General features: G+C 72.6%; 16 protein-coding genes. 10 read left to right on the top strand and 6 right to left on the bottom strand.

The annotated features are described in order from the left end of the window. The first annotated feature begins 36 nt into the window (after window positions 1-36). Entirely contained in the window at window positions 37-765 is a 729-nt protein-coding gene (locus tag CNX65_RS26230) for an SAM-dependent methyltransferase (protein ID WP_096496139.1), read from the top strand. Window positions 766-1,121: 356 nt separating this feature from the next. Here the strand turns inward: CNX65_RS26230 and CNX65_RS26225 are convergent, their stop codons facing one another. Genes CNX65_RS26225 through CNX65_RS38015 form a run of 3 tightly spaced genes read right to left on the bottom strand, consistent with a single transcriptional unit; the run spans window position 1,122 to window position 3,427 of the window. After that, on the bottom strand, window positions 1,122-2,066 hold the full coding sequence (locus tag CNX65_RS26225; RefSeq protein WP_096496138.1) for a sucrase ferredoxin: 945 nt from the start codon (window positions 2,064-2,066) through the stop codon (window positions 1,122-1,124). A gap of 50 nt (window positions 2,067-2,116) precedes the next feature. Further along, entirely contained in the window at window positions 2,117-3,304 is a 1,188-nt protein-coding gene (locus CNX65_RS26220; protein ID WP_096496137.1) for a cupin domain-containing protein, read from the bottom strand. After that, the gene (locus CNX65_RS38015) at window positions 3,305-3,427 is read right to left on the bottom strand and encodes a hypothetical protein (RefSeq protein ID WP_015803974.1); all 123 of its coding nucleotides are present in this window, start codon (window positions 3,425-3,427) and stop codon (window positions 3,305-3,307) included. A 246-nt stretch (window positions 3,428-3,673) separates the two neighbouring features. Between CNX65_RS38015 and CNX65_RS26215 the strand changes: the two genes are divergently transcribed. From CNX65_RS26215 to CNX65_RS26190, 6 genes are read left to right on the top strand one after another with little or no spacing between them, the layout of a single operon-like run. Beyond that, a complete protein-coding gene (locus CNX65_RS26215; protein WP_015803973.1) occupies window positions 3,674-4,081 on the top strand; it encodes a DUF948 domain-containing protein in 408 nt (135 codons plus the stop codon). Next, entirely contained in the window at window positions 4,078-4,341 is a 264-nt protein-coding gene (locus CNX65_RS26210) for a hypothetical protein (protein WP_015803972.1), read from the top strand. The genes CNX65_RS26215 and CNX65_RS26210 overlap by 4 nt, the downstream gene beginning before the upstream one ends. 54 nt (window positions 4,342-4,395) lie before the next feature. Beyond that, window positions 4,396-7,068 carry an alanine--tRNA ligase gene (gene alaS / locus CNX65_RS26205; RefSeq protein ID WP_096496136.1) on the top strand — a complete coding sequence of 891 codons (2,673 nt, stop codon included), beginning with the start codon at window positions 4,396-4,398 and terminating at the stop codon, window positions 7,066-7,068. Then, entirely contained in the window at window positions 7,055-7,567 is a 513-nt protein-coding gene (gene ruvX / locus CNX65_RS26200; RefSeq protein ID WP_015803970.1) for a Holliday junction resolvase RuvX, read from the top strand. The genes alaS and ruvX overlap by 14 nt, the downstream gene beginning before the upstream one ends. Then, entirely contained in the window at window positions 7,564-8,793 is a 1,230-nt protein-coding gene (gene mltG, locus CNX65_RS26195; protein ID WP_096496135.1) for an endolytic transglycosylase MltG, read from the top strand. Before ruvX ends, mltG begins: the two co-directional genes overlap by 4 nt. Next, entirely contained in the window at window positions 8,774-9,631 is an 858-nt protein-coding gene (locus CNX65_RS26190) for a shikimate dehydrogenase (protein ID WP_096496134.1), read from the top strand. The genes mltG and CNX65_RS26190 overlap by 20 nt, the downstream gene beginning before the upstream one ends. Before the next feature lie 83 nt (window positions 9,632-9,714). Here the strand turns inward: CNX65_RS26190 and CNX65_RS26185 are convergent, their stop codons facing one another. From CNX65_RS26185 to CNX65_RS26175, 3 genes are read right to left on the bottom strand one after another with little or no spacing between them, the layout of a single operon-like run. After that, the gene (locus CNX65_RS26185; RefSeq protein WP_096496133.1) at window positions 9,715-9,987 is read right to left on the bottom strand and encodes an HPr family phosphocarrier protein; all 273 of its coding nucleotides are present in this window, start codon (window positions 9,985-9,987) and stop codon (window positions 9,715-9,717) included. An 18-nt stretch (window positions 9,988-10,005) separates the two neighbouring features. Further along, a complete protein-coding gene (locus CNX65_RS26180) occupies window positions 10,006-11,304 on the bottom strand; it encodes a PTS transporter subunit EIIC (protein WP_096496132.1) in 1,299 nt (432 codons plus the stop codon). Then, window positions 11,301-12,068, bottom strand: coding sequence for a GntR family transcriptional regulator (locus CNX65_RS26175; protein WP_177154687.1), 768 nt, complete (start codon window positions 12,066-12,068; stop codon window positions 11,301-11,303). Before CNX65_RS26175 ends, CNX65_RS26180 begins: the two co-directional genes overlap by 4 nt. Window positions 12,069-12,234: 166 nt before the next feature. On the opposite strand from CNX65_RS26175, the gene CNX65_RS26170 reads away from it, so the two are divergent. From CNX65_RS26170 to CNX65_RS26160, 3 genes are all read left to right on the top strand, one after another. After that, window positions 12,235-12,471, top strand: a complete 237-nt coding sequence (locus tag CNX65_RS26170) for a glucose PTS transporter subunit EIIB (RefSeq protein WP_015803964.1) — start codon at window positions 12,235-12,237, stop codon at window positions 12,469-12,471. Then, a complete protein-coding gene (locus tag CNX65_RS26165) occupies window positions 12,468-12,926 on the top strand; it encodes a PTS sugar transporter subunit IIA (protein ID WP_096496130.1) in 459 nt (152 codons plus the stop codon). The genes CNX65_RS26170 and CNX65_RS26165 overlap by 4 nt, the downstream gene beginning before the upstream one ends. A gap of 104 nt (window positions 12,927-13,030) precedes the next feature. Continuing rightward, window positions 13,031-13,690 carry an A24 family peptidase gene (locus CNX65_RS26160; RefSeq protein WP_309142049.1) on the top strand — a complete coding sequence of 220 codons (660 nt, stop codon included), beginning with the start codon at window positions 13,031-13,033 and terminating at the stop codon, window positions 13,688-13,690. Window positions 13,691-13,831: the final 141 nt, after the last annotated feature.

Below are 13,831 nucleotides of genomic sequence, written 5' to 3'. Positions count from 1 at the left end.
GGTGCCGCCCCCGCCGCCCTCTGCCACGGTGCCCCGGTGACTTCCCCCGCGCCGGTCAACGGCCACGCCCTGCTCGACTTCAACTCGCCGCTGTCCGACGCGCGCGCCGCCGCCCTCATCGGCAGCCTGCCCCCGCTGCCCGACCCGCTCATCGCCGACTACGGCTGCGGGTGGGGCGAGCTGCTGCTGCGCGCCGTCGAGGCCACCCCCGGCGCGCGCGGCGTCGGCGTGGACAGCGACGAGCGGGCGATCGAGCGCGGGCGCGCGGCCGTCGCCGAGCGGGTCCCCGGACGGGTGGAGCTGGAGGTGGGCGACGCCACCGCGTGGGAGGGCCCGGCCGTCGACGTCGCGGTCTGCGTCGGCGCCGCGCACGCCTGGGGCGGCATCCGCGCCACCCTGGAAGCCCTCCGCGGGCGGGTCCGGCCCGGTGGCGCGGTCGTGGTCGGGGACGGGTTCTGGGAGCACCCGCCGAACGACGTCGCCGAGTCGATCTTCGGCGAGGAGGGCTACGGCACGCTCGCCGAGCTGGTCGACCTGGCCGTCGGGCTCGGCTACCGCCCGCTGCGGGTCAGCGTGGCCTCGCGGGACGAGTGGGACGACTTCGAGTCCCGCTGGTGCGCGAGCCGCGAGCTGTGGCTGCTGGCCAACCCCGACCACCCCGAGGCGGACGGCGTGCGGAAGCTCGTGGACGAGCACCGCGACGGCTGGCTGCGCGGCTACCGGGACAGCCTCGGCTTCGCCTACCTCGTGCTCGCCCGGCCGTGACGGAGCGTCCGCGACTGACCGCGACCACGTCGAAACCCACCGTCCGGACCAGTCCCCGATCGGCGTTGAACTGCCCCTGATCAGCGGTTTTCGCCTAACCTGGGATTAGCCGAAAGGTGAGCTGCCGTCCCCGTGACGCCGCCGAGGCGGCATCGCGGACCAGCGGCAGTGCGAGTTCGGCCGCCCACGAGCCCCGAGCGCTGGAGCACCGGTGCCGGGAGGTCGCGGGCCCGGTCGCCGTCCCGCCTGGTCGGGGATACCAGGCGGGACGGCGGTACGGCCCCGCGCGCCCGTGCGCACCAGGTCAGCGCTCAGCAGGTCAGCGCTCACCAGGTCAGTGCTCACCAGGCCAGCGCTCACCCCGGCAGCGCCACCGGCTCCAGCGGCCGGATGCCCTCGGTCACGAACGACGGCGGCTCGATCCGCCCGGAGCACCGGCTCACCCCGGACCCGACCACCCCGTTGCGCCGCACCACGACCTCGTACTCCCGCTCCACCCCGAGCACCGTCACGACCCGCGCGTGCCCGTCGCTGCCCGCCACCGGCCGCTCGTCCACGGCCAGCGCCGAGTCCACCCCCCGGTACCCCATCGCCTTGCGCAGCGCGATCTCCGCGAACTGCGCCCACGGCGTGGTCGCCGACGTGCGCCCCCGCAGGTGCTCCGGCGCGACCTGCCCGGTCAGCGCGGCCTTCGCGACCAGCGCCGCCTCGTCCGGCCCGAGCTGCCCGTGCAGGAACCCGTCCGGCACCACCAGCAGGTTCCCGGCCCACCGGTCCCCGCCCAGGTGGCTGACCTCCCACGCCCGGTCCGGGTGGTTCTGCGCGAGCACCCCCGCCAGCGGCCTGCCGAGCACCGCGCAGCACATGTCCTTGGACCCGTGCGTGCACACCAGGAACATCGGCCCCTCCACCGGGACCCCGTGCCCCGGCACCCCGGCGCCCACGGCCTCCAGGTCCAGCGCGGCCAGCTCAGCCAGGTCCGAGACCTCGATCCGCTCCAGCCACCGCCAGCCGGGCCGCCCGCTGGCCACGAACACCGCGCGCTTCGCGCCGGGGGAGCGGTGGTGCCTGCCCGGACGGCGGACGAGCAGCGGGCGCAGCCCGCCGGCCCGCAGCGCGTCCAGCCGCCCAGGGGGGAACGCCTGCGCCAGCACCCGTTCCAGCGCGTCCGCCTGCCAGGGCCCCGGCTGCTCGATCAGCAGCCACGACGTCATGCGCGCCGCGGTGCCCGCCGGGTTGCCGCCGAGCAGTCTGGTGACCACCGCGCAGCCGGGCAGCGCGTCGGAACGGGGTTCGGACATACCTGTGACTGTATCCATTCGCCGGTTAGGTATGCCTAAACTTAGCTCACTCACTTCGGTGAGAGCAGCCCTTGGGCCACCAGTTCCCCGAGCAGGGCGCGCACAGTCACCCGATCGAGAGCAGGACCGCCCGCTTCGACCAACGACGTCACCGTGCGTGCCCGACCGCCCAGCAGCGCCGCCAGCACCGGCTCCGCCGCGCCCGCGAACACCAGCCGCCTCCCGACCGCCGCCAGCACCACCGCGTCGCCCTCGCGCGAGAGCACCGCCCTCGGCGCGAGCAGCAGCACCTCGGCCCCGTCGTCCTCCGGGAGCAGCGCCGACGTCGCCGTCCACGGCAGCCCGACGTGCTCCACCGCGGGCGCCTGCGCGTCCCGGTCGGCCAGGAACCGCGCCACCACGCCGTCGTCCAGCCGCTCCAGCAGCCTGGCCCGCAGCAGCGCCGCGTGCCCCGCCTGCTCGGCGGCCGTGCCGAACCTCGGCAGGTCGCCCCGGAACGCCTCGTCGGCCCGCAGCTGGTCGGCCAGCCACGCCACCAGGTCCACCCCGGTCGCCCGGTTCACCCCGATGGTCAGGTGCAGCGACTCCTCGCCCACCGCGGACACGTCGTGCCAGCACCCGCGCGGCAGGTACAGCACCTCGCCCGCCTCCAGCACGAACTCGTCCAGCGGCCCGCCCTCGGGCCTGGGCGGCAGCTCGACGTCCCGCACCATCGGGGCCACCCTGGTGAACCCGTGGATCCGCCAGCGCTTGCGCCCGGACACCTGCACGACGATCGCGTCGTGGTCGTCCCAGTGGACGTCGAACCCGTGCGTGACGCCCCAGCCCGCGTAGGCGTTCACCTGCACCCGCTCGCGCAGCTCGTGCTCCAGCCCCACGGCCAGGTCGCCGACCGCGCCCACCAGCTCCTGCACCGAGTCCAGCACCAGCGTCGCCCCGCCGCGCACCTGCTCGGCCAACTTCCCCGGCAGCACCCTCGGCACCTGCCCGGCCCGCCGGGTGTCCACCAGCTCCGAGTAGACGTGCGCGGGCACCACCTCGCCGTCCTTGGCCAGCCGCAACCTGGGGAACTCCAACCGGTGCTGCCGCAGCACCCGGTTGACCTCGGACCAGGGCAGCAGGTCCGCGAACCTGCTCCTCTCCCCAGGGAACCTGAGGTGGGTCCGCCCCTGCACCGCCGCGAAGAAGCGGCCGACCCCGTCCGGTGCGACGAGGTCGGCCAGGCTCCGAGCGGTCACTCAGTCGTTGCCGTCGTTGTCCGCGACCGCGCCGTTGGCCTTGCCCCGGTCGACCGCTCCGGTCAGCGGCTCGACCGCGAGCAGCAGACCGCTCGCCGGGGCCTCGTAGGTGCTCTCGTCCATGGCGCTACCTCCTCGGTGAAACCTGGCGTGAAACACTGCCCGTCCGACGCTACGACAACGGCGCAGGTCAGGGGATCGGACATCCGAGTACTTCTCGTGATCACCGCTGCGTAGTCCTCCGGCCACTCGGTGCGCCGAGCCCCGCCGCCCCCGGCGCGCGGGCGAGATCCACCAGAGTCCGACCGGGCGACACGCGGTAGCCTTGAGCCTCCCCACCGCGCCCCACCAGCAACCCATGGAGGATTCGTGTCGCCAGGGCAGATCGCCGCGCTGGTCGCCGCCGGCGCGTTCGTGCTGCTTGTGCTGCTCATGGGGATCGCCCTCTTCAAGCTCGGGCGCACGCTCGACGAGGCGACGATCGCCATCCGCAAGGCGCACCAGAACAGCGACCCGATCTTCAGCGGCGCCAACGCCACGATCACGCACGTCAACACCCAGTTGGAGCGCGTGGACGGCATCACCGCCAACGCGCGTGCGGTGACCGGCAACGTGTCCGCGCTGACGTCCCTGTTCACCGCCACCCTCGGCGGGCCCCTGGTCAAGGCCGCCGCGCTGTCCTACGGCGTGAGCAAGGCCGTCCGGTCCCGCCGCAAGGCCGCCGAGGCCAGGGTGAACAAGCACGCCGCGCGTCGCACGCGCAGGGGGAACCGATGAGCAGGCTGTTCTGGCTCGGGGTCGGGGTCGCCGCGGGCGTCCTCGCCACCCGCAAGGCCAACCAGGCCGCCCACGCCGCCACGCCCGCGGGCATCGGCGCGAACGTGGGCGAGGGCCTGCGCGAGCTGGCCACCGCCATCGGCTCCTTCGGCGCCGAGGTGCGCGCGGGCATGGTCGAGCGCGAGCACGAGCTGCAGGAGACCGTCGAGCGGCAGACGGGTCACACCCCCGGTCGGCGAGCGCGCAGGGCGAACGACTGACGTCGTTCGCCGCGCCGCGCAAGGAAGACCGCCACCACAGCCAAGGACCCGACCGTGCAGACACACGAGATCATCAAGCGCTTCCGCGAGCACTTCGAGAACGCCGGGCACGCCGTCGTCCCCAGCGCCTCCCTGCTGCTGGACGACCCGAACCTGCTGTTCGTCAACGCGGGCATGGTGCCCTTCAAGCCCTACTTCCTCGGTGAGGCCCCGTCGCCGCACAAGCGCGCCACCAGCGTGCAGAAGTGCGTGCGCACCCCGGACATCGACGAGGTCGGCAAGACCACCCGCCACCTGACGTTCTTCCAGATGGCGGGCAACTTCTCGTTCGGCGACTACTTCAAGGAAGACGCCATCCGGCTCGCCTGGGACCTGGTCACCAAGTCCCAGGACGACGGCGGCTACGGCTTCGACCCCGAGCGCCTGTGGGTCACCGTCTACCTGGACGACGACGAGGCCGCCGACCTGTGGCAGAAGATCGCCGGTCTGCCGCCGGAGCGCATCCAGCGCCGGGACGTCGAGGACAACTACTGGTCCATGGGCGTCCCCGGCCCGTGCGGCCCGTGCTCGGAGATCTACTACGACCGCGGCCCCGAGTTCGGCGCCGAGGGCGGCCCGGTCGTGGACGAGGACCGGTACCTGGAGATCTGGAACCTGGTCTTCATGCAGAACGAGCGCGGGGCGGGCGGCGCCAAGCGCGACTACCCGATCCTGGGCGAGCTGCCGTCCAAGAACATCGACACCGGCATGGGCGTCGAGCGGGTGGCGTTCCTGCTGCAGGGCGTGGACAACGTCTACGAGACCGACCTGGTGCGGGCCGTCATCACCAAGGCCGAGGAGCTGTCCGGCCGCAAGTACGGCGACAACCCGACGGACGACGTCCGCTTCCGGGTCATCGCCGACCACGCGCGCTCCGGCGTGCTGCTCGTCGGCGACGGCGTCACCCCCGGCAACGAGGCCCGCGGCTACGTGCTGCGCCGCCTGCTGCGCCGCATCGTGCGCTCCTCGCGCCTGCTGGGCGTGACCGAGCCGGTGCTCCAGACGTTCGCCGCCGTCGTGCGCGACACCATGGGCCCCTCCTACCCGGAGCTGGTCAGCGGGTTCGCCCGCATCGAGCAGGTCCTCAAGGCCGAGGAGGACACGTTCCTGCGCACGCTGGACGCGGGCTCCCGGATCTTCGAGACCGCCGCGGGGGCGGTGAAGTCGCAGGGCCGCGCGATCCTGCCCGGTGACAAGGCCTTCCAGCTGCACGACACCTACGGGTTCCCGATCGACCTCACCCTGGAGATGGCCTCCGAGGCCGGTCTGACGGTGGACGAGGACGGCTTCCGCAAGCTCATGGCCGAGCAGCGCGCCCGCGCCAAGGCCGACGCGGCGGGCAAGAAGACCGGCCACGGCGACCAGACGGTGTACCGCGAGCTGCTGGAGCTGGGCGCCACCGAGTTCACCGGTTACACCGAGCTGGCCAGCGAGGCCGTGCTGCGCGGCATCGTGTCCGGCGGCAAGCGGGTCAAGTCCGCCCGCGAGGGCGACATCGTCGAGGTCGTGCTCGACCGCACCCCCCTGTACGCCGAGTCCGGCGGCCAGGAGAGCGACGCGGGCGTGATCGTCTCCGGCGGCGCCGAGCTGGAGGTCGTGGACGTCCAGAAGGTCGCCCGCAAGCTGTGGGTGCACCAGGTCCGCGTGGTCTCCGGCGAGATCGCCGAGGGCGAGAAGGTCGAGGCGCGCGTCGACGCCGAGTGGCGCGTCGGGGCCCGCCAGGGGCACTCGGGCACGCACGTCGTGCACGCCGCCCTGCGCCAGGTGCTCGGCCCGTCCGCGCTCCAGTCCGGCTCGTACAACAAGCCCGGCTACCTGCGGCTCGACTTCGCCTGGACCGGCGGCCTGTCCGAGTCCACGCGCAGCGAGATCGAGGAGGTCTCGAACCTGGCGGTCCGCAAGGACCTGCCGGTGAGCGTGGTCTACACCGACATGTCCGGCGCCCAGGAGATGGGCGCGGTCGCGCTGTTCGGCGAGACCTACGACGAGACCGTGCGCGTGGTCGAGATCGGCGGGCGGTGGTCGCGCGAGCTGTGCGGTGGCACGCACGTCGAGCACTCCTCGCAGATCGGCCCCATCACCGTCATCGGCGAGTCGTCGGTCGGCTCCGGGGTGCGACGGCTGGAGGCCTACGTCGGCATCGAGGCGTTCAAGTACCTCGCCCAGGAGCGGGCGCTGGTGCAGAACGTGGCCTCCATGCTGAAGGTGCCCGACGCCGAGGTGCCCGCCCGCGTCGAGGCGCTGGTCGAGCGGCTGCGCGCGGCCGAGAAGGAGCTGGAGAAGGTCCGCTCCGCCCAGCTCGTGGCCTCCGCCGGGTCGCTGGTCTCGCAGGCGCTGGACGTGCGCGGCGTGTCCGTGCTCGCGCTGGCCCTGCCGGAGGGCACCTCCGGCGGCGACGTGCGCGCGATCGCCAGCGAGGTGCGCGGCCGGATGGCCGACAAGCCCGGCGTGGTCGCGCTGTTCGCCCCGGACGGCGAGAAGGTCAGCTTCGTCGTCGCCACCACGGCGGGCGCCCGCGACCTGGGTCTCGCCGCGGGCAAGCTCGTGCCCGCCTTCGCGCCCGCCGTCGGCGGCCGTGGCGGCGGCAAGCCCGACCTGGCCCAGGGCGGTGGCACCAACCCGGCGGGCGTGCCGCAGGCCGTGGCCGCCGTGCTCGCCGAGGTGGAACGCGCCCTTGAGCAGCGGTGACACCCCCGGCGTCGACGACCCCGGCCTCGGTCGGAGGCTGGGCGTCGACGTCGGGGCGGTCCGGGTCGGGGTCGCGCTGAGCGATCCGGGTGCCTTTCTGGCCACCCCGCTGGTTACCCTGTCCCGTGACGAGAAGAACGGCCGGGACCTGGACGACCTGGTCGGTCTGGCAGCCGAGCACGACGTGGTGGAAGTCGTGGTCGGCCTGCCCCGGACCCTCGCGGGCAAGCACGGACCGGCGGCCCAGGCCGCCACGGCCTACGCGGCGGCGCTCGCCGAGCGGGTCGCACCTCTCCCGGTGCGGCTCACCGACGAGCGGCTGACCACCGTGACGGCGAGCCGCGTGCTGGCTCAGCGGGGGGTGCGGGGCAAGAAGCAACGTGCCGTCGTTGACCAGGCTGCCGCTGTCGAGATCCTGCAGTCCTGGCTCGACGCACGAGCGCGACACGTGGCGAGGGCCGCCTCCGAGCGGTCACCTGGAGCGAAGGACGGCTCGTGAACGACGATCTCGGGTTGTTCAACGACCCTGAAGCGAAGGACGAGCGGGGCGGCAGAGGCGCCAAGGCCGCGCTCGCCTCGCGCTTGAAGGGCAAGCGGAAGCGCACCGCGGTCATGTGGACCGCGGTGGCGCTGGTCCTCGCCGTCGGCGGCGGCGGCGCGTACTACGGGTACCGGACGCTCTCGGGCATCGGCTCGTGGGAGGACTACTCGGGGGCCGGTGACACCGACGCGATCGTCGAGGTCAAGGACGGCGACCCGGTCAGCGCGATCGCGACCACGCTGAAGGAGCAGGGCGTCGTCGCCAGCGCCCGCGCGTTCACCGAGGCGAGCAAGAACGACGCCAGGGTCACCGGCATCCAGCCCGGCTTCTACCTGCTCAAGACCAACATGTCGGGCGCCAACGCGGTCACGATGATGGTCGACCCCAAGTCGAAGATCGTGCCGCTGGAGGTGCGCGGCGGGTTCGTGCTGCACGACATCACGCAGCCGGGCGGCTCGGTCACCAAGGGCGTCTTCACGCTGATCGCCGAGGCGTCCTGCGTGGAGATCGACGGGCAGAAGAAGTGCGTGACCTCCGACGAGGTCAGGGACGCGGCGGAGAACGCCGACCCGGCGTCGCTGGGCGTCCCCGAGTGGGCCATGGCGGACTTCACCAAGGTCAACAAGGCGCGCAGGCTGGAGGGCCTGATCGTGCCCGGCCTGTACCACCTGAAGCCGAACGTGCCCGCCGCGGAGCTGCTGCGCGACGTCATCACCACCTCGGCGAACCGCATCCAGAGCTACGGCATCCCCGGCGGCGCCAAGAACACCGGGTTCCGGCCGTACGAGGTGCTGGTCATCGCGTCGCTGGTGGAGAAGGAAGGGCTGGAGAAGGACTTCGCGCGGGTCTCGCGGGTGATCCAGAACCGGCTCTCCATCGGGATGCCCGTCCAGCTGGACTCGACGATCAACTACGAGCTGGACAAGCCGACCCTGGAGACCAGCGCCGACGACCGGGACTCGAACAGCCCGTACAACACCTACAAGTTCCCGAACCTGCCGCCGACCCCGATCGGCTCGCCGAGCAAGCAGGCGATCGAGGCGGCGATCAACCCGGAGAACGGTGAGTGGGAGTACTTCGTGAAGTGCCAGAAGGACGGCACTTCCTGCTTCGCGAAGACCTTCGAGGAGCACCAGAAGCTCGTGGACAAGGCGATCACCGAAGGTGTTTTCGGCAACAACTGACGGCAGGCGGGCGGCCGTGATCGGCTCGCCCGTCGCCCACTCCCTGTCACCCGTGCTGCACAACGCGTGCTTCGAGGCGCTCGGGCTGCGCGGCTGGGAGTACGGCTCGATCGACTGCCCGGAGGACGGGGTCGCGGAGCTCGTGCGCGGCCTCGGCCCCGAGTGGGTCGGGTTGTCGGTCACCATGCCGGACAAGCGCGCCGCGCTGGCCGTGGCCACCGCGCCGTCGCGGACCGCCGTGCTCGTGGGCGCGGCGAACACGCTCGTGCCGTTCGAGGGCGGCTGGCGGGCGGAGTGCACCGACGTGGACGGCGTGGTCGGGGCGCTGCGGGCTGCGGCCGGGTTCACCTCCGGCGAGCGCGGGATCGTGCTCGGCGCGGGCGGCACCGCCACGGCGGCGCTGGTCGGGCTGGCGTCGGTGGGCGTGCGGTCCGCGGCGCTCGTCGTGCGGGACGTCGCGCGGGCGGGCGAGGCGGTGGCCTGCGCGGAGCGGGCGGGCGTCGAGCTGGACCTGGTGACCTGGGACTCGGCCGACTTCGGCGCGCTGGTGTCGGAGGCGGACGTGCTGGTCAGCACCGTGCCGCCGGCCGCGACCGAGCCGGTCGCCGACCTGCTCGCGGCCACGCCCGCCGTGCTCGACGTGATCTACCACCCGTGGCCGACCCCGCTGGCGCTGGCCGTGCGGCGGCTCGGCCGGGAACCGGCGACGGGCCTGGACATGCTGCTGCACCAGGCGTTCGGCCAGGCCGAGCTGTTCACCGGCCTGCCCGCGCCGCGCGAGGCGATGCGCGCGGCGCTGCGCGCCGCGACCGGGAACCTGCTGCCGCTGCCGGTGTGAGACCCCGCGCACCAACGAGACCGCGCCCCCACCCCCGGCTTCCGGGGTGGGGGCGCGGCCGTTCTGCACTGCGCTGCGGTGGGTCAGCCCTCGTCCAGGTCGGTGGCGATGATCTCCGCGATGGCCGCCAGCGCCTCCTCGGCCCCGTCGCCCTCGGCGGTCAGCACGACCTCGTCGCCGTGCATCGCGCCCAGGGTCATCAGGCCCAGCACGGACGCGGCGTCCACCGGCTGCCCCTCGCCCTTGGCGATGGTGACCTTCACCGGCTTGCGCTCCGCCGCCGCCTTGGCCAGCAGCGCCGCCGGGCGGGCGTGCAGCCCGACCTTGCTCGCCACCGTCACCCGTCGTTCAGGCATGGTCCCTACCTCTCGTCACTAGGACCGCTCGGGCCGGTTCTTGGCCCCGCGGGTCCCGTCCTGCCCGGTCCTGCCCTCGGGCCTGGCGCCCTCGACGACGCTCGGGTCGGCCTCGGGGTCCTCGTCCTCGTCCCGGCCCGGCGTCCGCAGGTTCCACTTCGTGATGACGAAGCGGAACAGGAAGTAGTACACCACCGCGTAGACCAGGCCCAGCACGATGATCAGCAGCGGCTTCTCGGCGATGTTGAAGTTCAGCGCGTAGTCGATCGCGCCCGCCGAGAACGAGAAGCCGTCGCGGATGCCGAGCGCGTTGCTGATCGCCATCGAGGTGCCGGTGAGCACCGCGTGGATCAGGTACAGCGGCCAGGCGACGAACATGAACGCGAACTCCAGCGGCTCCGTGACGCCGGTGATGAACGCGGTCAGCGCGGCCGAGCCCATGATGCCCGCGACGACCTTCTTCTGCGCCGGGCGGGCGGTGTGCACGATCGCCAGCGCGGCGGCCGGGAGGGCGAACATGAAGATCGGGAAGAAGCCGGTCTGGAACGTGCCCGCCGTCGGGTCGCCCGCGAAGAACCGCTGGATGTCACCGGTCTTGCCCTCGTACTCCCCGAAGACCTGCCAGACGAAGGTGTTCGGGATGTGGTGCAGGCCCAGCGGGATCAGCAGCCGGTTGACCGTGCCGTAGATGCCCGCGCCCAGGATCGTGCTGCTGGAGACGGCCTCGCCGAGCCAGGTCAGGCCCGCGTTGAACAGCGGGTACACCAGGCCGAGCAGCACGCCCAGGACGACCATGACGCCCGCGACCAGGATCGGCACGAACCGTCTGCCGCCGAAGAACGCCAGGTACGGGGGGAGCTTGATGCGGTGGTACCGCTGCCACAGCACGGCTGTGATCAGACCCACGATCACGCCCGCCAGCACCGAGTAGTTGATCAGCACCGGCTTGTCGGGGTTCGGCTGGTCCAGCACGAACGGCGACATCGCCTTGAAGACGGCCTGGATCACCACGTAGCCGACCACCGAGGCCAGCGCGGTGGAGCCGTCGCCGCGCCGGGCGAAGCCGATCGCCACGCCCACCGCGAACAGCAGCGGCAGGTTGGTGAACAGCGCGTCGCCCGCGCCGCCGATGACGGCGGCCACCTGGATCCAGCCGAGACCCTTGGCGCCGAGCAAGTCGGGTTGGCCGAGGCGGAGCAGCAGGCCGGCGACGGGGAGCGCGGCGATCGGCAGCATCAAGCTGCGGCCGAACCTCTGCAACCCGGCCAGTCCCTTGATCTCACGACCGCCCGTCGCCTGTGGGGCGCTGGCGCTCATGTGGTACCTCCCTTGGCGGAGTGCGGGCCGGAGTCCGGGACGGTCCGGTCCAGTTGCATGGTCACCTGGTAGAGATCACCCCGGTACCAGGACGTCATGTCCTCGACCGGCCTGCCGCCGCTGCCCGCGACCCTGCGGAACACCAGCAGCGGACTGCCCTCGCGCACGCCCAGCAGCCGGGCCGTGGCCCGGTCCGCGCCCTCGGCCCACGCGGTCTGCTCCGCGTGGTCGAGCTGGACGCCGTAGGCGTCGGCGATGATCGCGTAGAGGGAGCCGGTCAGGTCGTGCTCGGGAAGGCCCGGCACGACGCGCGGGCTGTACCAGCCGCGCTCGACGGTCAGCGGCACGCCGTCCGCCCTGCGCAGGCGGACCACCGCGCACGCGGGCTCGCCGGGCCCCAGGCCCAGCGCGGACGCCGCCGACACCGGCGGGGGCTCCTCGGCACAGCGCAGCACCTCCGACGACGGCGTGAAGCCGCGCTTGCGCATGTCGTCGGTGAAGGACTCCAGGTAGAGCTGCACGTCCATCCGGCGCTTGGCGGTGAACGTGCCGCGGCCCTTGGCCCTGGTGAGCAGGCCCTCGGAGACCAGCTGGCCGATCGCGGCCCGCACCGTGATGCGGGAGACCCGGTACCGGGTGGCGAGGTCGCGCTCGGACGGGATGGCGGACCCCGGTGGGGCCTCGTCGGCCACCGCGCGGAGGATGTCCCGCAACTGAGCGTGCTTGGGCTTCGGGCCGTCGACGATCCGGTGCTGCACGGTCAACCTCCTCCCGTCGTCGCGCCTGCCAGCCGGGATTGGTACTTTCCGGTCTAGACCAGTTGGTGCGGGGAGGATGCTCCGCCCGCTGATCGGGTGTCAACCCGCCGTTACGCGACCGTGGCCAAGCGGGGGCGCTCACCAACGGTGAAGTCGAGAGAGGACTCGTGACATGGCTGACGAGAAGGCTGCGGGAATCCTGGCCGCGCTCGGCGGGGCCGACAACATCGTGGAGATCGAACCCTGCATCACCCGGCTGCGCTGCGAGCTGGAGGACGGGTCGCTGGTCGACGAGAAGGCGCTGAAGGCGCTGGGCGCGCACGGCGTGATGCGGCAGGGCTCGGTCGTCCAGGTCGTGGTCGGCCCGGAGGCGGACACCATCGCCAGCGACATCGAGGACCTGCTGTGACCCTGAGCGTCCAGTCCCCCGTGAGCGGTCGCCCGGTGTCCCTCGACCAGGTGCCGGACCCGGTGTTCGCGCAGGCGATGGTGGGTCCGGGCTTCGCGGTGGAACCGGACCGCGAGGCGGCCGACGTGCTGTCCCCGATCACCGGGACCGTCGTGACCCTGCACCCGCACGCGTTCGTCGTGGCGGGCGCCGACGGCGGCGCGGTCCTGGTGCACCTGGGCATCGACACCGTGAAGCGCAGGGGCGAGGGCTTCACCGTGCACGTGGAGAAGGGCGACGCCGTGGAGGCGGGCCAACGCGTGGTGACCTGGGACCCCGCCGAGGTGGAGGCGGCGGGCTACGCCCCGATCTGCCCCGTGGTGGCCCTGGAGGCGGACCCGTCCGCCCTGTCCCCGGCAGCCCCCTGGGGCGGCCACGTGAACGCGGGAACCCCGCTGTTCACCTGGGACCGCTAACCCCCTCGCTCCTGAACCCCCGAATAACCACTCCGCCGCGCTAACCCCGCAAGGTTATTCACATTCTCCACCGATGAACGGACCGTTCACCCCAAAAACCCCGGATGAACGGTCCGTTCACTCAAACCTCCCCCGCTTTCCCCTTGCCCAGCTCAACCCCGCAGGCGCACCGTGAACCCATGACATTCCACCTGACCTACCTGGGTTTCCTGGCCGGCCTCCTGATCCCTCCCACCCTGCGCCGCCTGCGTCGCGGAACAAATGCCCGTTGGTGGTGGTGCGCCCCACCAACAGCACTCCTGTGGTGCCTGACGGGAGCCCTGAACGTCCCCCCGAGCTGGCTCCCCGTCCCCCTGACCCTGGCCTGGCTAGGCGTAGCCCTGACGCTCGTGGACCTGCGCCACCGCAGACTCCCGAACGCCCTCACCCTCCCGGCCTACCCGGCCCTCCTCCTGCTCCTGGCCATGTCAGGCGCAGACCCGTTACGGGCCCTGGCCGGCTGCGCCCTGTTCGCCGGCGCCCACCTGCTCATCCACCTGCTACGCCCAACCGCCCTGGGCGGGGGCGACGTGAAGCTGTCAGGCCCCTTGGGCGCAGTCCTGGCCTGCGTCTCCTGGACCGCACTCCCCCTGGCAACAGCCCTGGCAAGCCTGACCACCCTCCTCCTCTCCCGCCTCCCCACCCGCAACCACCCACCCTGGTCCCTCCCACACGGCCCAGGCCTGCTGGGCTCAACGTGGCTGCTCTCCGTCGTGGCGGTGTAAGCCGCTCCTGGGCTGGGCTGGGCTGGGCCAGGTTGGGCGGGGCAGGGCAGGGCCGAGGGCCAGGCCGGGGGCTGGGCAGGGCAGGGCAGGTCGGGCAGGGCCAGGTTGGGCCGGGTCGGGCAGGGCCGGGCAGGACTGGGC

This window comes from Actinosynnema pretiosum, from assembly GCF_002354875.1.
Lineage (GTDB): Bacteria > Actinomycetota > Actinomycetes > Mycobacteriales > Pseudonocardiaceae > Actinosynnema > Actinosynnema auranticum.
Note: the sequence above shows the minus strand (reverse complement) of the source record. Positions and strands in the feature narration are given on the sequence as shown.